The sequence below is a fragment of the Mesorhizobium sp. WSM4816 genome (assembly GCF_055811535.1).
In genome coordinates this window covers 125,521-144,034 of the sequence record NZ_JBVVQR010000006.1, presented here as the reverse complement: position 1 = coordinate 144,034, position 18,514 = coordinate 125,521, and the positions used below count along the sequence as shown (strand labels likewise).

Sequence of the window (18,514 nt, the reverse complement as noted above, 5' to 3'; positions counted from 1 at the left end):
CTCAGCGATGGATTGCCTCCCTGCCGGCGACACGTTCGGTCCGGCCGCCTTTGCTGTCCTTGTCCTGCGCCATCGCCAACGGCGCGCCCGGTTCGCCTTCCCACAGGATCAGGCTGGCCGCGCCGATCAGTCCTGCGCGGTCGCCAAGCTGCGCCGGCACGATCGGCACATCCCTGTAGGCCGGCATCGCCCGCTGCTCGACGGTTGCCCTGATGGTTGGAGCCAACAGGTCGAAACCGTTGGCGAGGCCGCCGCCCATGACGATCAGATCCGGCGAATAGAGGTGAAGCAGATTGGTGAAGCCGATGCCGAGCCACTTCGCCTCAGCCTCGATCAATTCGAGCGCGCTGATATCGCCGGCACGTGCGGCTTCGACGACGTGCCTGGCCGAAACGTCGCCGTCAGCCGAAAGGCGCCTAAGCAGGGAGCCGTCGCCCGGCGCGGTCAGCGCCGTGGCACGCCGCCCGAGCGCGGTACCGGAGGCGACCGCCTCGAAACAGCCGACGGCGCCGCAGAAGCAGCGGTCGCCCTCGCCGGTGATGGTCATGTGGCCGATCTCGGCCGCAAGCCCGCGCCGGCCGTGATAGATGTGGCCGTCGGCGACGACGCCGCCACCAATGCCGGTCGATACGGTGACGAACACGAGGGATCCGGTACCTTGGCCGGCGCCGAAGCGCCATTCGCCCAGCGCTGCCGCGTTGGCGTCGTTTTCCAGACGCACCGGCAGGCCGAAATGCTTGCCGAGAATGTCGATCAACGGCACATCGTGCCAGCCGGCCAGCGTCGGCGGCGCGATCACGATACCGGCCTTGGGATCGAGCGGTCCCGGCGCGCCGATGCCGATCCCGGCGACATCCGCCTGTGGGCGCTGTGTCAGAAGAGCCCCTGCCAGTGCGATGATCTGGCCGATCACCGCATCCGATCCCGCAATCGCCATCGTCGGCGCCGAGACCTGCGCGACAACGCCGCCGTCGCTCTCGACCAGCGCGCCGCGCAGCTCCGTTCCGCCAAGATCGAAGGCGAGGGCCAGTCTTGTCATCAGGCGGCGACCTCCAGCCCATGCAGCCAGCGAATGCGCTGCGCAAGGTCGGGGTCGCCGAACGCCAGCGATCCGAGCACCACCGTCTCGGCGCCAGAGGCGCGCAGGCGGGGCACCGTCTCGTGGCGGATGCCGCCGTCGGCAGCCAGGATGATGTCAGTTTCGCGACCGGCTTTTCTCATCAGTGCGCGCGCTTCGATCAAACGTGGGCAGGCCTGCTCGGAAAGGCTCTGGCCCTTGACGCCGATGGATGTGCCGAGAAGCGTCACAAACGCCACTTGCGACAGGAATGGCGTGATCGCGGCCACCGGCGTTTCCAGCCTGAGCACCACGCCGGCCTCGGCGCCGAGCGCATGCGCCAGCCGCACGGCGCGCAGGCCGGCTTCGCCGTTTTCGGCGTGGACACTGACCAGATCGGCGCCGGCCTCGATGAACTGACGCGTCTGCTCATCGACGATCTCGGCTTCGACCATCAGGTGGACATGGATAGGCCTTGCCGTCAGCCCGGCGATCCGCGCTACCAGATCCGGGAAGAACAGGAAGCCGGGGGTGAAGCGGGCGTCCGCGACGTCGATGTGGTGAAGGTCGACGTGAGGTTCTATGCGCTTCAGGTCGCGCTCCATATTGGCAAGGTCGGCCGACCACAGTGAAAACTCGCCGAGCAGCCGGTTGCGTGGCAGGGCGGCGATGGCAGCGGGGCCGGACAGGGATTTGGTCGTCATGACGGAACGAGGCTCCGGAAGTTCGAGTAGGTCTCAAGGAAGATCGTGATCTCAGCCTGCAGTTCGGCGAAATGCCTGACGCTGTCGAGCGCCTTGGGATGGATTTCGGCAAAGGTCGCGCCGGGAATGGCTGCGGCGAGCGTATGGGCCGCCGTCAGCGGATGCACCGCATCCATGGCATTGCCGATGACCAGCGTCGGAATGCCAAGCACCGCGGCGTCACGCGCCGAAACACCCGGGCCGTCGGCGGCAATGTCGGCGAGGACCTGCGCGAATGGCGCGGCGTCCGGCCGGTCGAAATAGCCGATCACCGAGGCAAAATTGTCGGGTGCTTCACGCCGCAGGCGCGCGGCGGTTTCCGATTGCGCGAAGATCGACCTCGCCTTGTCGGGCCCGTGTTCCAGGATAAGCCTGGCAACCTCGGCGATCGGCAGCAGGTTCACCGGCGCGTCGTCGAAAATCCAGGCCGGCCGCACCAGGAGAAGACCCGCGACGCGGTCCGGATGACGGCAGGCGAGGCGCATGGCGATCGCCGCGCCCATCGAAATGCCGCCGGCGACGAAACGATCGAGACCGGCCTGATCGGCGGCGGCAACAACATCGTCCGCGAACATCTCCAGGGAGAACGGCCGGCGGCTGCCCAGTCCGGAGGCGCCGTGCCCGCGGCATTCCAGCGTGATGCGCCGCAAGCCCGGCCCGGAAGGGAAGGCCTGGGCGACCTGCGCGTCGCCACCGCCCAGCCCATGCTGAAAGATGACCGCAATGCCGTCGCCACTATCGGAAATCCGAAGCGTGGCGTTATCGCGAAGCAGCGTGGCCAGGCGCGCCATCACACCAGCCCTTTGAGGAAGCGGGCAACGCTGGGGGCCTCTTCGGCCGAGAGGCCATGCGTGACCAGCGGCCCGTCAAAACCCGATGCTTTCAGCCTGGCGACGAAATCCGCAAAGTCGACGACACCCCGGCCGGCGGTCGTGAAGCGGCCGTCAGCGAAACGGTCCTTTGCATGGGCCATGGCGACGTGGCCCGCAGTGCGTTCGACGGCGGCGGCGACGATGGCGCGTGCTTCCTCGGGGCTCGCCTGCTCGAACAGGTTGGCCGGATCGAGCACGATGCGCAGCCGTGTCGACCCCATCTCGGCGATGAGGCGCACCGCGTCCGACGCCGAGGTGACGATGTTGGCCTGTTCGGGTTCGATGCCGAGATCGACGCCGTGACGCTCCGCGAGCTGCAACGCCTTTTCCATCTCGCCCGCCATGTCGTCCCATGCCGAGGGCTCGCTATTGTCGGGATGATATGCCCACTGGTCGTCCGCGTTGCGCGTTCCCGTGCACAAGGTGACCAGCGGAACGGAAAGGTCTGCCGCGGTCTCGATGACCACGCCAAGCCGACGCAGGCCGTCGTCGCGCACAGCTTTGGCGGGATGGGCCATGTTGTAGGTTCCCGAGAGCGCTGCAAGGACGACACCGCAAGCATTCGATGCGGCCGCGATGGCATCAATGGCGTCCTTTTGCACCGCATCCGGCATCGACGGCAGCCCGGCGCAGGCAAGGTTGAACTGGGTGACGGCAAATCCCGCGTCGCGGACCGCTGCCAGCACGCCAGCCGGCTCGCTGCCGGGGAAGCTCTTGGCGAACACCCCGATCTGCATCAGACCGCTCCCGTTACGGAAGCGATCTCGACGCGATCACCGGTTTCGACCGAACGGGCGATCGCCACCATGGCGCGGATCGAGGCAAGGCCGTCCTCGACGTTGGCGCCGCGCATCGGCTTGCCGTCAAGGATTGTCTCGGCGAGGCCTTCGAGCTGGCGCCTGAAGAAATGCCCGTCGGCGCCGAGCGGCTTTCGCGACGTTGCATCCTTCTCGTGAAAGATATCGACCTCACTCGCCCGGAAATACCAGGGATTGAAGGTCTTAGCGATCACCGAGCCGTTTTCGCCATAGAGCTGAAAACCCTCGTGCCAGTCCATGCGGACAGCCACGGTGAGGTCAAGGTGGCCGAGCGCGCCATTGGCGAATTCGGTTTCGACGAACCAGCAATAGGCGCCGAAACGCTCGTTGAGCCGGGCGCGCACGGCAACGATCTCGCCGCACAGGAAGCGCGCGGTGTCGACAAGGTGCGAGCCGTGCGCGAGCATGAAATACTGCCTGAGATCGGACTTCGGATTGCCACCCGGCTTGCGTGCCAGCTTGCTGGTGACGGGCAGCGGCTGGACCGCGTCGGTGTTGGTGTAGCGGTGCGTGGAATCGCAATACCAGGCTTTTAGCGCCAGGATCTCGCCGATCTCATCGCGGACGAAATCGCGCGCCGCTTCCAGTGCCGGGTCGAAGCGCTTCATATGGCCGACCTGCAGCACCGTGCCGGAGCGCCGGACCGCATCGGCGAGCATCTCGCCTTCCTCGACCGAGACGCCGATCGGCTTTTCACACAGCACGTGCTTGCCGGCCTCGAGCGCCTTGATCGACATCGGCACGTGGTAGGCGTCGGAGGTCGCCACGATCACCGCTTCCAGTTGCGGGTCGGCCAGCATCTCATCGTAATCGCCATAGACTTTTTCGGGTTCATAGGTCGCGGCCATGCGCGCCAGAAGATCAGGGGCGGCATCGCAGATCGCATAGAGATCGGCGTTGCCGGCCTTCACGCAGGATTCGAGATGCGCGAATTGGGCGATCGGCCCGCAACCGAGCACGCCGACACGAAGGCGACGGTCTTGCTTCCGGATCATGGTCTCTTCCTCACGCGCCGTAGCCGCGCATCGTCTGGCGGTTGGTCTTGACCGCGGCGGCCGGATCGCCGGCGGCGGTCTCGGATTCCTCTTCCAGCACCAGCCAGCCGTTGAAACGAGGTGCGGCGCTGGCGATATCGATCACGGCTTGGGTATCGCAAACGCCCTTGCCGAGCATAGCCCAAGTGCCGCTGGCATCGACGTCTTTCAGATGCACGTAGCGGATGCGGTCGCGGTAGGTGGTGAGCGTATCGATCATGTCTTGATGGCCGCGCAAGATGTGTCCGGTGTCGGGCACCCAGCCGACAAGCGCGGGATCGATCAGTGCGAAGATCCGGTCGTAGTCGGCACGGTCGAACAGCAGCGTGTTGTGGTGGGAGCTGGGATGGACAGCGATTTCGACGCCCGCCTTGCGTCCAAATTCGCCGGCCTTGTTGTAGAACTCGGCAGCAATAGGGAACTTGTCGTCGCGCGGGCCGTCAGACACGACGGTGGCCGAGCCCATCGAGACCAGCGCGCCTGGAAAGGCAGCGGCAAAATCGATCCAGCGTTTCGCTGTCTCCAGGTCGGGGCCGATGCTCTCCATCAGCGTAAAGCCGCTCTTCGAGCCGAAGGCGAAAGAAACAAGGGTGAGGCCGGCCGATCTCAGCGCCGGGGCGAATTCCGCCGGCCTGTCGGCATAGCGCCCGATCATCGTGTCGGTGATCTCGATGCCGGCATAACCGCCATCGGCGATCGCCTTGAGCAGATCGTCGGGACCACCGGCAAACCGGTCTCCGAGCATTTCCCAGGTGAAGGTCTGGCAACCGACTTTCAGGTCTTTCATGCTTTCATTCCTTGATGCCGCCCTGCGTCAGCCCTTTGTTGATGTGGCGCTGGATGAACAGCACGAGCACGATTCAGCGGCGCTATGAAGACGCCCGAGGCGCGGCGATATCGCCTGCCAGCAGTGAAGGTCCAATCCATCGATTTCGACGCGCGGCCTTCCCCATCGGTTCTCCGTGGGAGGGACATCCTACTTGACCGAGCCCGCGGTCATGCCGGCGAGGAAGAACCTCTGGGCGACGAGGTAGATGAGCAAGAGCGGTAGCGAGCCCAGCACGCTCATCGCCATCATCTGGTTCCATTCGAAGGCGTGCTGCCCCATCAAAAGTTGGATGCCGATCGGGACGGTGCGCATGGACGTTGACTTCGTCAGCGTCAGCGCAAAGAGAAATTCGTTCCAGCACAACAGGAAGGTGTAGACCGACGTCGCCACGATACCAGGCAGTGAAATCGGGACGATCACCCGCCAGAGTGCGGTCCAGCTGGTGCCGCCGTCGACAGCCACCGCTTCATCGAGATCGCGGGGCAAGGTGTTCAGATATCCCGTCATCAGCAGGATCGCGTAGGGCAGCGTAAACACCAGGTAAGTCAGGATCAGTGCGACGTAGGTGTCGAAGATGCCATACGAGACGACAAGCCCGAAGAAGGGGATCAAAAGCGTGATCGGCGGAATCGTCTGCGTGCTGATGATGAGTGTGTTGAGGCTGCCCTTTCCACGGAAATTGAAACGGCTGAACCCATAAGCCGCCAGCAAGGCGATCAGGACCGTCAGCACGGTCACCGCTCCGGCCACGAAGTAGCTGTTGAAGAAGAAGCGCAGCTTTACCGGGTCGCCAAGGATGGCCGCATACGCTTCCAGCGTGAAGGCCTTCGGCAGGACGGTTGGTGGCAGCGCAAAGATTTCGGTATTCGACTTGAACGAGCTGCTCAGCATCCAGTAGATCGGGAAGGCCGCGAAAAAGAGCCCTGCGGCAAGCGCGACATGGAGCGCGACGGTGATCAGTCTGTCTTTCGGTGTGTGCCTTTTCCTCATGGTGACTACCGAGCCTTTTGATAGCGGATGTAGAACAGCGTCAGGCCGAGAGAGATCAGCAGGATGACCACGGCGCTCGCCGACGCCTGCGACAGGTTGTAGCTCGAAAACGCCAGCTTGTACGTGTAAGTGCTGAGGACCTCGGTCGAGTAGATCGGACCGCCGCCCGTCGTTATCCAGATCAATGGAAAGACCTGCATGGTCCAGATGAAGTCGAGCAGCGAGATGCTGATAATGATCGGCATCAGCTGCGGGATGGTGATGAAGATCAGCTTCTGGTAGGCCTTCGCCCCGTCGATATCGGCGGCCTCGTAGAAATCCTTGGGAATGCCCTGCAAGCCTGCGAGCAAGCTGACCATGAAAAGCGGGTAGCCCGCCCAGATATTGGCGAAGGTGACGGCGTGCAGCGCGGTCGCCGTCGAGGAAAACCACTCGACCTTGGAACCGATGATGCCCATCTGCATGAGAACGCTGTTCACGACACCGTTCGGCTCGAGCAGGAGGCGCCAGATCACGGCGATAATCACCGCGGTGAACAGCCAAGGCAGTATGTAGAGTACGCGCAGAATGTTGCGCAGCGTCGGATTGATGCGGTCGCTGTTCAGCATGAGTGCGAAGACCATGCCGATGGTCATATGGAAGATGACACTCATGCAGGTGAAGTAGAGCGTGTGCCACAGCGAGGCCCAGAACACCGGATCGGCAAAGATCGCGTGGTAGTGTTTCAGTCCGGCAAAGGATGGGTCGCGACGCAGCACCGCGCTGTTCTGGAACGAATAGCCAATCACCGTCACCATCGGCAGTAGCATCAGAAGGCCGATGATGAGGAGCGAGGGTGACAGATAGAGATAGGGTGCGACCGCTCGTTTCAGTCGATGGTGGGAGCGCTTCTGCCGAGTCATGTGCCACCCTTGGGATGTGCCTTCAAGAGGAAGGTGCGCTTCGGAAAGAGGTCCATCTCAAATTGCCGATCCGTTGTTGACGGGTGGCCTGCCCTAAGTCAGGCTACCCGGTGGAAGATAGCAACGGGGAACAGGTCGCTCAGAATTTCGCCATCCAGCCCTTTTGAGCGTTGGCTGCGGCTTCTTCCGGAGACTGCTCGCCGGCGAGCATCTTCTGGGCTTCCACGTCGAACTGGGTCATCAGGTCTTCAGCCACCGGCAGACCCGTGAACTCGTTGGCGAGATAGCCGGTCTTGAAGATTTCGAAAGCCTTGGCGAAAGCCTTGTCCGAGGTCACGAAATCGGGCTTGGCATTGACGTTGCCCGGGAAGGCGTTTGCAAGCGTCACGAGCTTGGCGTTCACCTTTTCACTCATCAGATATTGGACGAGCTTCCAGGCTTCCTCCTGATGTTTTGAGGCCGCAGAGATGCCGATGCCCCAGGAGGCGTAGGGAAGGCCGCGCTTGCCGTTGTAATTCTCCACGACCGGGACGGGGATGAGGTCGAAGTTCAGCTTGGGATTGCGTTTGCGAATGAGGTTCACATGCGCGAGCGAGTCGATCATCATTCCGACCCGATCGTTCACGAATTCCTCGACCTTTTCCTGCTCGGTCTTGGTGGCAATGCCGGGCGAAATGACGCCGGCGTCGTTCAGCGATTTGACGAAGGTGAGCATATCGACGACCGGCTTGCCCTCGAGAGCCGGCTTGCCGTCAGCCATCATCGATTGACCCGAGGCCCAGACCCACGACATCAGGTCGTTCTGGACACCGGACGGCGTTTGCAGCGACAAGGGCAGCACCCAGCCATACTGGTTCTTGTCGGCATGGGTCATCTTCTTGGCGGCTTCGAGAAACTCCGCGCGGGTCGACGGCAGCTTGGTCACGCCTGCCTGGGCGGCGAGATCCATGTTCACGAAGACCGGATAGACGAACGAAGCCACGGGAAACATCACCGCCTTGCCGTCCACCTTGATGATATCCGCGACCTGGGTCTTGTCGAACTCGCTCGCATCCATCATCGGGTTCATGTCGGCCAGCGCATTCTGCGCGTTCAGATTGTTCACCCAGGCGCCGTCGAGACCGACGACGTCGCTAAGCGTTCCAGTTGCAGCACCAACCGAGATCTGGTCTCGCGTGGTCGCATAGGGGCCGCTGACCAGCGTCACCTTGATTCCGGGGTTTGCAGCCTCGAAGTCATTCATGATTGCCCTGAGCGAGCCGGCCGGCAATTCGGGCTCCCACCATTGGGTGAATTCCAGCGTCGTGTCCGCCATGGCGCCGGTTGCGCCAAGCAACCATGCGGCCGCGGCTATTTTCAGCATCGCGGGTTGTATCCGAAACATCATTTTCTCCTCCTTCTTTAAGATCGACCGCACAATGCGGACGATCGTCTGCTCTACCCAGAAGCCTTCTTGCGTTTCGCAGGCGCCTCGCTCTCGCCTGCGGTCTGCCGCAGATCTTCAGATCGCCAGATGCGTCTCGGGATCGAAGAAATGGAACTTGGCATCATCCACGGCCAACCGGATTTCCGAGCCGGAGTGGACGGCGCTGATCGGCTCGAATCTCGCCACCGCGTTCGATGCCAGGCCAAAATCGTCCACCGCGTCCGGATCGCCGGAGTCCACCCGGACGGCGTCGATGTTCAGATGGACAATATGTTCGGATCCGAGTTCTTCGATCGAGGTCACCTTGGCCGGTATCGTCTGATACTTGCGACCGGATTCGAGGCTGCTGTCATAAAGATCCTCCGGTCGTATGCCGAATACGACCTTGCGCCCCGCAAACGACCTCAAGCCCGGCCTGCGCACGAAGGCTGCCTCCTGCAGCCGGATGGCGAAGGTGCCGGACATCAGTTCGTCGCCCGTCAGGGTCGCCTCGAAAAGGTTCATCGAAGGAGAGCCGATGAAGCCGGCAACGAAGGCGTTCACCGGCGATTCATAGAGCCTCTTGGGTGTATCGACCTGCTGCAGCACGCCGCCTTTCAACACCGCGACCCTGTCTCCCATCGTCATCGCTTCGATTTGATCGTGGGTCACGTATATGGTCGTTACGCCGAGCTGCTTTTGCAGACTGGTGATTTCGGCGCGCATTTGCACGCGCAGTTTCGCGTCCAGATTGGAAAGGGGTTCGTCCATGAGAAAGGCGGCCGGCTCGCGCACCATGGCGCGGCCCATGGCAACCCGTTGACGCTGTCCGCCTGAAAGGTTCGCGGGTTTGCTGTCCAGCAAAGACGTCAGCTGAAGGGTTTTGGCGATCTCGTCCACGCGCATCTTGCGCTCGGCCTTCGGCTTGCCTGCCAGTCGCATCGAAAAGGCGATGTTTTCGAACACCGTCATATGCGGGTAGAGCGCGTAGCTTTGGAAGACCATCGCGATGTCGCGGTCCTTGGGCGGCATGTCGACGACGTCTATTCCGCCGATCCGAAGGCTGCCGCTGGTGATGTCCTCCAATCCCGCGATCATTCGCAACGCGGTGGATTTGCCGCAGCCGGATGGCCCGACGAGAATCAAGAACTCGCCGTCCTCGACCGATAGGTTCAATTGGTCGATTGCGCGAAAATTGTTACCGTAGGTTTTGCAGATATTCTCAAGAATTACTTCTGCCATATTCCTCCCTCCGCAAGCATAAGCCGCTGATTTTTATAACCCTCCTCGGAGCATGTTCACATGCGAAATATTTCATCGTATAGTTTCTAGCTATGTTCCAGTATTGACATGCGTTTTTTCCAGTTCGACTGCTGACGGCGCGTTCGTCGATGCCAGGAGTTCCGTAACCTGGTCGTCGGTCGGAAGCGCCTCGCGCCCGCCACGGCCCGTTATCGAAAGGGCTGCCGCCGCGGCCGCGAATGCCACCCGGCCTGCGGTGCCGGCTCCGCGCGTCAACGCATGGGCATAGGCGCCATGAAAGCAGTCACCCGCACCGGTCGAGTCGACGACCACAATCCTGTGCGGGGGCAGGTGCCAGAGACCTGTCTCTTCACGCCCGCGATAGTACACGCCCCTGCCACCGTCGGTCAGAACCACTGCGGACCGCGACGGCAACCACAATGCATCGAGCATCTCGGCGGGCGATCGGCACCCCGTGGCAGTCCGCGCAAAGCCGAGTGGAAGAATGAGATGGTCGCAGAGCGCGATCAGCCGCTCCGTGGCTGGGCCGCTGCTCCATTCGACATCGCCGAGGATCGCAAGGCCGAGATCGCGAGCCCGAGCCACGACATCCAGGGACCGGATCGCGTAGCTATCGACGATCAGGACGGTCGCCCGGCTGAGGATATCGTCCGGAAAATCCGGAGCGGTGCCCAGCATCGCATCGTCGTCATACGCGATGAACCGTTCCCCGTCCGAGCCGACGGTGATCCGCGAGCGCACCGGGCGCGCGTCGGGGTGGCGCGGCGCGAACGCGGTTTCAACGCCGCTCGCAACGAGATCGCACAACACGGCGTCGTCGGCGGCACTGCCCAGCCATCCGACGAAGCCGGCGGTTCCGCCGAGCCGCGCGACGGCGGCAAGTGCCGTCGCGACATTTCCCCCGAAAGCGCGGGCACTTTGCAGAACCTTTCCCTTGCCCGCCGACAACGGCTGATCGACATAGACGATGTCGTCGATCGCAATAGCTCCGAAGCCGAGGATTGAAGGGACGGTGGGCATCGTTCAGGCACCCGCCTTCGCCAAGGCGTCTTGCGCCGAAAGGCCGTCATGGATGACGCCCCGAAAGGCAATTGCTGCCTTTTCCGGATCGCCATGCCCCCAGAGATTGCGGCCCACCACGGCACCGCGCGCGCCGGCACGGATGGCGTCCGCCGTCTGCTGAAGGGCGCCGAGCAGCGTATCGGTCTTTGGACCGCCCGCGATCACAACCGGCACCGGGCAGGTCCGGACGGTCTCTCGGAACGACTCGAAATCGCCCGTGTAGCCGATCTTGATCACGTCGACACCGGACTCGTAGCCGATGCGCGCCGCATAGGCGATCTCGTCGGGGGTGAAGACGATTTTTGCTCCGTCGGTGAAATCGCGAGGGTAGATATGCGCCACCACAGGCATGCCGTAGCGGGCCGCTGCATTCACCGAATCGGTCAGCCAGCGTATGTATTTGCCCTCGGTCGCGCCGCGCACCGGAATGGCCACGGCCAACGCATCGGCCCCCGCGCGCACCGCATCCTCGGGCGTTGCGATCAACTCGCTGATGCGATCGTCCGGAGTGAAGCAGCCCGCCTGAATCACCAGGGAAGCTTTGCCCGCATATTGCGGCCACAGATGGCGCGCGGTGCCAGGCTGGATGCTGACGTAGTCGGGTTTGCCCACCATGACGCGTGCGAGCGCACCCGGCAGGTCGGCAAGGCCGCCTTTGCGCACGTCGCCATAGCCGACGAAGTGGTCGACCGCGCCGCCAAAAAGTTTCCCCGATGGATGCGAGAAGAGGCGCGCAAGACGCACCTTGGTTCCTAGGCTCATGAGTGCAAAATTCCCCAATCGTTTGATTTCAAAATCCTGGACCCAGTGTTTCCGAAAGAAACAAGAAATACAATCTTTCGAAAGCTTTCGAATTTGCATATTTTTGGTAAGCTGAACCGAGGCCAGAGCGGTTGCTTGGCGCAGGGAAGGGCAGGGCAATGTTGTCGGAGCAGAGACGCCAATCGATCCTGGGTGAGGTGCAGCGCAGCGGACAGGTGCGCACGAAGGACCTGTCAGACGGGTTTGGCGTGTCGGAGGTCACGGTCCGTTCCGACCTCGAGATACTTGACCGCAAGGGACTACTGACCAAGACCCGTGGAGGGGCGGTGACCCGGACCACCGATTCGACTACGGCCGCGTTCGCCCGGCGGATGCAAACGAACCTCGACGCAAAGAAGCGCATCGCCCGGGCGGCGCTAGACCTGTTCGAGGACAACCAATCGGTCATCTTCGACGGCGGCTCGACATTGATGCAGGTTGCCATGCAGTTACCGCCGCTCAGCAATGTCGTGGTCGCGGCCACGGCCATGAATATCGTGCAGCATCTTATGCATCGTCCCGGGCTCGACGTTCATATGATCGGCGGCCGGGTCTATCCCGACACGGTGAGCACGCTGATCACCGATGCCGATACGGCTCTCGGCGGCTTGGTAGCGCATCAGGTCTTTGTTGGAGCGCATGCGATAGACTCGTCACTGGATGTGGTCGACGTGAACGAAGACATGGCGCGAACGAAGCGAAACCTCGTTCGCATGGCCCGGCGCGTTGTCCTCCTCGCCGATTCGAGCAAATGGGGCGTCAGCGGGACCTCCAAGGCATTTTCGCTGTCGGCCGTCGATGTGGTGATCACCGACGATGGCCTGCCCGGTCCAATACGCAGCCAGCTTGAGATGACCGGGGCCAAGGTGATTTATGCCTGACCCCATCTCGGTCCCTGACCGCGACGGAAAGATCCAACGCGCGCATGACCCACGGGATTCGCATCGGCTGTTGGCCGTTTTTCATGTCAGTCATGTTCCTCAAGGCTGGCGGCCTCCAATGTTGCGCCATCATTTTCGCATGTTCTATAATAATTTTACGCGCGTCAAGATTTAAAATGTTGTATAGCGGCTTTCGACTGTGATCCGTTGCTGGTGCAATGATTCAACCACAGCGTTGCGCCGTCGGGAGGTAGAGTGGAAAATGCTAGGAAAATCAGGAGCTAAGCTCGGCATCGGCGTTGTCGGGTGCGGCAATATCTCCATGACCTATTTGCGCAATGCGGCCCTGTTCGGCGAGGTCGAGCTACGCGCCTGCGCCGACATTTCGGCCGATATGGCTGCGCTGCGCGCCAAGGAATTTGGCATCCGCGCGGTCGGCGTCGATGCGCTTCTGGCCGACCCGGAGATCGATCTCGTCCTCAACCTGACCATCCCGGTGGCGCATTTCGATATTTCGCTTTCAGCGCTTACGGCGGGCAAGCACGTCTTCACCGAAAAGCCGCTGGCGACCTCGGCCAAGGACGGCAGGCGGCTTGTCGCCGAGGCGGCGGAGCGCGGGCTGCTGCTGGGCTCGGCCCCGGACACCTTCCTTGGCGCCGCCGGACGGCGGGCACGCCGCCTCATGGACGAGGGTGCGATCGGCCGGCCGGTGACCGGCACCGCTTTCATGATGGGGCGCGGCATGGAGCACTGGCATCCCAATCCGCAATTCTATTATCAGCCCGGCGGCGGACCGGTCTTCGACATGGGTCCCTACTACCTGACGACGCTGGTCAATTTGCTCGGGCCGGTGGCCCGCGTGATGGCGATGGCGACGCGGGGCCAGGAGGAGCGGCTGATCACCGCCGAAGGTCCCTACCGGAACACCAGCTTCAAGGTCGGCACACCGACCAACATCCTGTCGCTGCTGGAGTTTCGCTCAGGCGCCACCGTCACCTTCGGCGCCTCGTGGGATGTCTTCAGGCACTCCAACCACCCGATCGAGCTGCATGGGACGGAAGGCTCGCTCAGGCTGCCCGATCCGGATACGTTCGGCGGCACCGTCTCGCTGTCGGAACGAGGGGCCGACTGGGCCGACTTCCACAGTGAGAGCGAACTCTATGGCGCGCGCAATTGGCCCTTCGCCGCGCCCGACCGCGCGAATTATCGCATGCTCGGCGTTGCCGATCTTTCGCGCGCGCTGACAACAGGAAGAAAGCCGCGGGCGTCCGGCGACCTTGCGCTTCATGTGCTGGAAATCATGGAGGCGATCCTCGCTTCGGGTGAGAGCCGCGAGTCCGTCGCCGTCAACGCAACGGTCGATCAGCCGCCGCTCTTCCAGGACGCCGAAGCGGCGAGCCTGCTCGCCTGATATCGGAGGGCTTACGATGACGACATTGCTTTCACCCTTGCTCGATCCGGAGGCCCGGCATGTGCTCGACCTTGACCGGCAGGCGGCCGCCCCGCCATTCGAAGCCGGCACGCCTGAAGAGGCGCGCCGCGCCTATGAGGAGGGCTTTCCGGCACTCCAGGGCGAGCGCGAGCCGGTCGGCTCATTGACCGAGCGCACCATCACCGGACCCGGCGGCCCGTTGACGCTCAGAATCTATCGCGGACAGGGCGCGGTCGGGGCCGCTGCCCCGGCGCTGCTTTATCTGCATGGCGGCGGCTGGGTGATCGGCAATCTCGAGTCGCATGACGAGATCTGCCGCTGGCTTGCGAATATGGCGGCCTGCGTCCTCGTCTCTCCCGACTACCGGCTGGCGCCGGAACACAAATTTCCGGCGGCCATCGAAGATTGCCGCGCCGTACTTTCCTTCATGCAGGACGGCGCGGGCGATCTCGGCATTGACGCCGAACGGATCGCTGTCGCCGGCGACAGCGCCGGCGGCAATCTCGCTACCGTCCTTTGCCTGCTTGCGCGCGGCGACAAGAAGCCGCCGGCGGCGCAGCTGCTGTTCTATCCGAACACGGACGCCTCGCAGGCGGCGGACAGCTATCGCCGCTTTGCCGACGGTTATGGCCTGACCTTGGCGACCATGGCCTGGTTCCGCGACCACTATATCAACCATGCTGGCGATATCGATGACTGGCGCGTGTCGCCGCTCAAGGCCGCAAGCCTTGCCGGCGCAGCGCCGGCTTTTGTCGCAATCGCCGGCCATGATATCCTCGCCGACGAAGCCGAGGCCTACGCGAAGCGTCTGGAAGATGACGAGGTGCCGGTCGTCCTGCGGCGCTGGCCCGGCCAGATCCATGGCTTCGTTTCGATGGGCCGCCATGGTCCGGCGGCGCGGCAAGCGGTCGGCGCGGCAGTTGCCGCATGGCGCGGCTTCGATCCTGTGTTTGGAAACGCTCAGGCCGACTGACGCATGACCAGCGTCGCGTCGAGACTGACCTTGCGTGCAACTGTCGCGTCGTCCTCGTCCAGCAAGGCCAGCAGCGTCTCGACGCTGCGTCCGGCCATCGAAGCGAAGTCCTGCGCCATGGTGGTGAGGGCAGGGCAGGTGTAGCGGCTGAGCGGATGGTCGTCATGGGCTGCGACCCGCAGGTCGCAATCGCCCTTGCGGCCGACCTTGCGGCCTTGCGAGTAGGCGGCTGCCATCACGCCGAAGGCGAGACGGTCGTTGGCGCACAGAATGGTCTTGCCCGGCAGACCGCCACGGGCAAGCATCGCTTCCATCTGCTCATAGCCGATCCGTTCGAAATCCCAGCTGTAGTCATAAGGGGTGCCGATGAGCACCGGCTCATGCCCGAGCCGCTGCATGGCGCCGACATAGCTGTTCAGGCGCTCGCGCGAATTGTGGTTGACGTGCGGGATATCGAAATAGACCGGAGCATCGCCGGAGCGGCAGAGATAATCGACGATGGTCGAGACGCTCTGGCTGTTGTTGTTGCCGACGAATGGCGTCTCGCCCTCAAGATAAGTGTCGAAATAGACGATCGGTATGGTCTGTGTCAGCTTCTCCAGCGTGCGCTCGTCGGAGCGCAGGCCGAGCGGCGCGATCAGCGCGCCGGAAACTTTCAGGGAAAGAATGGTTCGTGTCGCTTCCACTTCGAGCTCGCGCAAGCCGTGCGAGGAGATCACGATCGGCCAGTAGCCTTCGTCGCGCAGCCTGAGTTCGATGCGGCTGACCATTTCCGAATAGAAGGGATCGGCGAGCGTCGGCACGACAATGCCGATGCTGCGGGTCCGCTTGCGGTTGAGGTTGCGTGCAAACAGATTGGGCTGGTAGTCGGACGAGCGCAGCGCCACTTCGATCCGCTGACGTGTCGCCGGCTTGACGCTGCTCGGATCGTCGAAATATTTCGACAGTGTCGGCCTGGAGACACCACAAGAGCGAGCAAAATCCTCCATCGTCTTGTGCGTCATCGACATCAAAGCCCCCGAATGCAAGGCGAAACTTTACACAAAAATTGCATAGTTTCCATGCGTAAATTTATTAATTGACGCGAAAAAGCACAAGCCTTATTCACTTGAAGTAGGCGAATCGAGGGATTCCGCGAGATGAAGAAGCTGGTCAGTGCCGGCGAGATTCTGGTCGAGATCATGGCCGAGCGGATCGGCCAGAGCTTTCTCGAGCCTGGTCCGCTGCTTGGACCCTACCCGTCGGGCGCGCCCGCGATCTTCATCGGCCAGGCGGCGGCGCTCGGCCAGCCGGCCGGCCTCATCGGCGCCGTCGGCGACGACGATTTCGGCAGGCTGAACATCGATCGGCTACGGGCACTGGGCGCCGACGTGTCGGCGATCGCGGTTCACACGGGCCATGCGACGGGCACAGCCTTCGTCACCTACCGGGCCGACGCCAGCCGGCATTTCGTCTTCAACATCCGCAACAGCGCCGCCGGCCTGATCGAGACGAACGCCGCGGCGACAAAGCTGCTCGCCGGTGCCGATCATGTCCATGTCATGGGCTCGTCGCTGTTTTCCGACCGCGCCATCGCGGTGGCGCTATCGGCGATCGAGACGGTCAAGGCCAAAGACGGAACCGTGTCCTTCGATCCGAACATCCGCCGCGAGATCATGCAGGCATCCGGCATGCGCGCAGCACTCGACCAAGTGCTGGCGCGAGCCGACATCTTCCTGCCGAGCGGCGAGGAGCTCTTCCTTTTTTCGTCCGCCAGGGACGAGGAGGGTGCAGTCGACGAACTGCTGGCCCGTGGCCTGTCCTGCATCGTCCTGAAGAAAGGCGCCGCCGGCGCCGTTTATCATGATCATCGCGGTGCGGTCGCCTCGTCCGGCTTTGCCGTCGACGAGGTCGATCCGACCGGTGCGGGCGACTGCTTCGGTGCTGCTTTCGTCTCGTTCTGGCTGCGCGGGGCGGCTCCTGCCGAAGCCCTGCGGATTGCCAACGCCTGCGGTGCGCTTGCCGTCACCCGCAAGGGGCCGATGGAGGGCATTTTCCCGCTTGAAGCGGTCGAGGCATTCATCGCCACGGGGAACACGCAGTGAGTGACGCGACGCGAAGGTTTGCGAACATTGCGGCCAAGCGCGCCGCAGGCGAGAAAAGCGGCATCGCCTCGGTCTGCTCGGCGCATCCGCTGGTCATCGAGGCTGCCCTGCGCCATGGCGCGGCGCGGCGCGCGGATGTGCTGATCGAGGCCACCTGCAACCAGGTCAACCACGACGGCGGCTACACCGGGATGACACCTGCGGGGTTCCGCAGCTTCGTCGAGGCGCAAGCGCACAAAGTCGGCTTCCCCGTCGATCGCCTGATCCTCGGCGGCGATCATCTCGGGTTGAATCCGTGGAAGCACATGGTTGCCGCCGCCGCGATGAAGAAGGCTGCGGCGATGATCGATGCCTATGCGAGCGCCGGCTTCACCAAGATGCATCTGGATACGAGCATGGCCTGCGCCGACGATCCAGCCGTGCTTGCCGATGAAATGATCGCCGCGCGCGCGGCCGAACTTGCAGCAATCGCTGAGGCGGCGGTCGAGCGGGCAGGCGGCGAAAAACCGGTCTACGTCATCGGCACCGAAGTGCCGGTGCCGGGCGGGGCTCTGGAGGCGCTCGACCACCTGCATGTGACGGCGCCCGGCGATGCCTTGCGCACCGTAGAAATCCACGCGAGAGCGTTTTCCCGCGTCGGCCTCGAAGCCGCTTTTGGCCGTGCGGTCGGTGTCGTCGTCCAGCCCGGCGTCGAGTTCGGCAACACCGAGATCGTGCCCTATGCACCGGCCAAGGCGACTGAACTGGTGGCTGTGCTCGACCGTATGCCGCAATTGGTTTTTGAGGCGCATTCGACCGACTACCAGCCGGCCGAAGCGCTCAATGCCCTCGTTCGCGACGGTTTTGCCATCCTCAAGGTCGGCCCCTGGCTGACCTTCGCGCTTCGCCAAGCGCTGTATGGGCTCAGCCATGTCGCTGATATCCTCGCGTCGGACTTTTCGCGCGAAAGCCTGCCTGCCGCGATGGAACGCATCATGCTGGCGTCGCCGGCCAATTGGCAGCAATACTATCCGGGCACGCCGGACGAGCAGCGCGTGCAGCGGCATTTCTCGTTCAGCGACCGCATCCGTTATTACTGGCCGACGCCGGAGGCGCAGCGCGCAACACGGACGCTGCTGGACGTGCTGAGGGACAAGGATATCCCCCGGCCGCTGATCAGCCAGTGTCTGGGGCAGCTCGACGCCGAGGTTGCCGCAGGCCGGGTTAAGCCCCTCGCTCACGAGCTTCTGATCGGCAGCATCACCCGTGTCCTCGATATCTACGCGGACGCGACGGGATAGTAGGGATCGCGCCGCCGAAAGACGGCAGCCGCCCAAATCCGCATCATATATTCGTCCGATGTCGACGCCGTTTGGAAAAGGTCCCGCC

18 protein-coding genes are annotated in these 18,514 nt (G+C 63.1%); 5 read left to right on the top strand and 13 right to left on the bottom strand.

Translation table 11 applies throughout. The features are described 5' to 3' along the window. Position 1: 1 nt before the first annotated feature. The 12 genes from AC0L3H_RS10085 to AC0L3H_RS10030 all read right to left on the bottom strand — a co-directional run bounded on the left by AC0L3H_RS10085 (position 2) and on the right by AC0L3H_RS10030 (position 11,737). A complete protein-coding gene (locus AC0L3H_RS10085; RefSeq protein WP_473585350.1) occupies positions 2–1,039 on the bottom strand; it encodes an ROK family protein in 1,038 nt (345 codons plus the stop codon). Next, a complete protein-coding gene (locus AC0L3H_RS10080) occupies positions 1,039–1,761 on the bottom strand; it encodes a ribulose-phosphate 3-epimerase (RefSeq protein ID WP_473585349.1) in 723 nt (240 codons plus the stop codon). Before AC0L3H_RS10080 ends, AC0L3H_RS10085 begins: the two co-directional genes overlap by 1 nt. Then, positions 1,758–2,591 carry an alpha/beta fold hydrolase gene (locus AC0L3H_RS10075; protein WP_473585348.1) on the bottom strand — a complete coding sequence of 278 codons (834 nt, stop codon included), beginning with the start codon at positions 2,589–2,591 and terminating at the stop codon, positions 1,758–1,760. The genes AC0L3H_RS10080 and AC0L3H_RS10075 overlap by 4 nt, the downstream gene beginning before the upstream one ends. Beyond that, positions 2,591–3,409, bottom strand: coding sequence for a sugar phosphate isomerase/epimerase family protein (locus tag AC0L3H_RS10070; RefSeq protein WP_473585347.1), 819 nt, complete (start codon positions 3,407–3,409; stop codon positions 2,591–2,593). The genes AC0L3H_RS10075 and AC0L3H_RS10070 overlap by 1 nt, the downstream gene beginning before the upstream one ends. Further along, positions 3,409–4,485: a Gfo/Idh/MocA family protein gene (locus AC0L3H_RS10065; RefSeq protein ID WP_473585346.1), complete on the bottom strand. Its 1,077-nt coding sequence runs from the start codon at positions 4,483–4,485 to the stop codon at positions 3,409–3,411. Before AC0L3H_RS10065 ends, AC0L3H_RS10070 begins: the two co-directional genes overlap by 1 nt. A gap of 10 nt (positions 4,486–4,495) precedes the next feature. Continuing rightward, positions 4,496–5,311 carry a sugar phosphate isomerase/epimerase family protein gene (locus AC0L3H_RS10060; protein ID WP_473585345.1) on the bottom strand — a complete coding sequence of 272 codons (816 nt, stop codon included), beginning with the start codon at positions 5,309–5,311 and terminating at the stop codon, positions 4,496–4,498. A gap of 189 nt (positions 5,312–5,500) precedes the next feature. Next, positions 5,501–6,343, bottom strand: a complete 843-nt coding sequence (locus AC0L3H_RS10055) for a carbohydrate ABC transporter permease (RefSeq protein WP_023797144.1) — start codon at positions 6,341–6,343, stop codon at positions 5,501–5,503. A gap of 5 nt (positions 6,344–6,348) precedes the next feature. Next, positions 6,349–7,245 (bottom strand): carbohydrate ABC transporter permease, encoded by an 897-nt coding sequence (locus AC0L3H_RS10050; RefSeq protein WP_027153440.1) that lies wholly within the window; start codon positions 7,243–7,245, stop codon positions 6,349–6,351. A gap of 139 nt (positions 7,246–7,384) precedes the next feature. Continuing rightward, complete coding sequence (locus tag AC0L3H_RS10045) at positions 7,385–8,632, bottom strand: ABC transporter substrate-binding protein (protein ID WP_123150270.1); 1,248 nt, start codon at positions 8,630–8,632, stop codon at positions 7,385–7,387. Positions 8,633–8,746: 114 nt separating this feature from the next. Further along, complete coding sequence (locus tag AC0L3H_RS10040) at positions 8,747–9,892, bottom strand: ABC transporter ATP-binding protein (RefSeq protein WP_473585344.1); 1,146 nt, start codon at positions 9,890–9,892, stop codon at positions 8,747–8,749. Positions 9,893–9,982: 90 nt separating this feature from the next. Beyond that, positions 9,983–10,933 (bottom strand): PfkB family carbohydrate kinase, encoded by a 951-nt coding sequence (locus AC0L3H_RS10035; RefSeq protein WP_473585343.1) that lies wholly within the window; start codon positions 10,931–10,933, stop codon positions 9,983–9,985. Positions 10,934–10,936: 3 nt separating this feature from the next. Further along, positions 10,937–11,737, bottom strand: a complete 801-nt coding sequence (locus AC0L3H_RS10030; RefSeq protein ID WP_473585411.1) for an aldolase — start codon at positions 11,735–11,737, stop codon at positions 10,937–10,939. 158 nt (positions 11,738–11,895) lie between these two features. Between AC0L3H_RS10030 and AC0L3H_RS10025 the strand changes: the two genes are divergently transcribed. The 3 genes from AC0L3H_RS10025 to AC0L3H_RS10015 all read left to right on the top strand — a co-directional run bounded on the left by AC0L3H_RS10025 (position 11,896) and on the right by AC0L3H_RS10015 (position 15,062). Then, positions 11,896–12,657 (top strand): DeoR/GlpR family DNA-binding transcription regulator, encoded by a 762-nt coding sequence (locus AC0L3H_RS10025; protein ID WP_023797150.1) that lies wholly within the window; start codon positions 11,896–11,898, stop codon positions 12,655–12,657. A gap of 262 nt (positions 12,658–12,919) precedes the next feature. Continuing rightward, complete coding sequence (locus AC0L3H_RS10020; RefSeq protein ID WP_473585342.1) at positions 12,920–14,068, top strand: Gfo/Idh/MocA family protein; 1,149 nt, start codon at positions 12,920–12,922, stop codon at positions 14,066–14,068. 16 nt (positions 14,069–14,084) lie between these two features. Further along, positions 14,085–15,062, top strand: a complete 978-nt coding sequence (locus tag AC0L3H_RS10015; protein WP_473585341.1) for an alpha/beta hydrolase — start codon at positions 14,085–14,087, stop codon at positions 15,060–15,062. Here the strand turns inward: AC0L3H_RS10015 and AC0L3H_RS10010 are convergent. Beyond that, positions 15,050–16,072, bottom strand: coding sequence for a LacI family DNA-binding transcriptional regulator (locus tag AC0L3H_RS10010; RefSeq protein WP_473585340.1), 1,023 nt, complete (start codon positions 16,070–16,072; stop codon positions 15,050–15,052). The two genes, AC0L3H_RS10015 and AC0L3H_RS10010, sit on opposite strands and share 13 nt — an antisense overlap. 129 nt (positions 16,073–16,201) lie before the next feature. Between AC0L3H_RS10010 and AC0L3H_RS10005 the strand changes: the two genes are divergently transcribed. Together AC0L3H_RS10005 and AC0L3H_RS10000 are read left to right on the top strand one after the other, a co-directional pair. After that, positions 16,202–17,146, top strand: coding sequence for a sugar kinase (locus AC0L3H_RS10005; RefSeq protein WP_473585339.1), 945 nt, complete (start codon positions 16,202–16,204; stop codon positions 17,144–17,146). Continuing rightward, positions 17,143–18,426 (top strand): D-tagatose-bisphosphate aldolase, class II, non-catalytic subunit, encoded by a 1,284-nt coding sequence (locus tag AC0L3H_RS10000; protein ID WP_473585338.1) that lies wholly within the window; start codon positions 17,143–17,145, stop codon positions 18,424–18,426. Before AC0L3H_RS10005 ends, AC0L3H_RS10000 begins: the two co-directional genes overlap by 4 nt. Positions 18,427–18,514: the final 88 nt, after the last annotated feature.

Coding starts and splice junctions, on each gene's coding strand:
- AC0L3H_RS10085 (WP_473585350.1), bottom strand. CDS start 1,039: ATGACAAGACTGGCCCTCGCCTTCGATCTTGGCGGAACGGAGCTGCGC.
- AC0L3H_RS10080 (WP_473585349.1), bottom strand. CDS start 1,761: ATGACGACCAAATCCCTGTCCGGCCCCGCTGCCATCGCCGCCCTGCCA.
- AC0L3H_RS10075 (WP_473585348.1), bottom strand. CDS start 2,591: ATGGCGCGCCTGGCCACGCTGCTTCGCGATAACGCCACGCTTCGGATT.
- AC0L3H_RS10070 (WP_473585347.1), bottom strand. CDS start 3,409: ATGCAGATCGGGGTGTTCGCCAAGAGCTTCCCCGGCAGCGAGCCGGCT.
- AC0L3H_RS10065 (WP_473585346.1), bottom strand. CDS start 4,485: ATGATCCGGAAGCAAGACCGTCGCCTTCGTGTCGGCGTGCTCGGTTGC.
- AC0L3H_RS10060 (WP_473585345.1), bottom strand. CDS start 5,311: ATGAAAGACCTGAAAGTCGGTTGCCAGACCTTCACCTGGGAAATGCTC.
- AC0L3H_RS10055 (WP_023797144.1), bottom strand. CDS start 6,343: ATGAGGAAAAGGCACACACCGAAAGACAGACTGATCACCGTCGCGCTC.
- AC0L3H_RS10050 (WP_027153440.1), bottom strand. CDS start 7,245: ATGACTCGGCAGAAGCGCTCCCACCATCGACTGAAACGAGCGGTCGCA.
- AC0L3H_RS10045 (WP_123150270.1), bottom strand. CDS start 8,632: ATGATGTTTCGGATACAACCCGCGATGCTGAAAATAGCCGCGGCCGCA.
- AC0L3H_RS10040 (WP_473585344.1), bottom strand. CDS start 9,892: ATGGCAGAAGTAATTCTTGAGAATATCTGCAAAACCTACGGTAACAAT.
- AC0L3H_RS10035 (WP_473585343.1), bottom strand. CDS start 10,933: ATGCCCACCGTCCCTTCAATCCTCGGCTTCGGAGCTATTGCGATCGAC.
- AC0L3H_RS10030 (WP_473585411.1), bottom strand. CDS start 11,737: ATGAGCCTAGGAACCAAGGTGCGTCTTGCGCGCCTCTTCTCGCATCCA.
- AC0L3H_RS10025 (WP_023797150.1), top strand. CDS start 11,896: ATGTTGTCGGAGCAGAGACGCCAATCGATCCTGGGTGAGGTGCAGCGC.
- AC0L3H_RS10020 (WP_473585342.1), top strand. CDS start 12,920: ATGCTAGGAAAATCAGGAGCTAAGCTCGGCATCGGCGTTGTCGGGTGC.
- AC0L3H_RS10015 (WP_473585341.1), top strand. CDS start 14,085: ATGACGACATTGCTTTCACCCTTGCTCGATCCGGAGGCCCGGCATGTG.
- AC0L3H_RS10010 (WP_473585340.1), bottom strand. CDS start 16,072: ATGTCGATGACGCACAAGACGATGGAGGATTTTGCTCGCTCTTGTGGT.
- AC0L3H_RS10005 (WP_473585339.1), top strand. CDS start 16,202: ATGAAGAAGCTGGTCAGTGCCGGCGAGATTCTGGTCGAGATCATGGCC.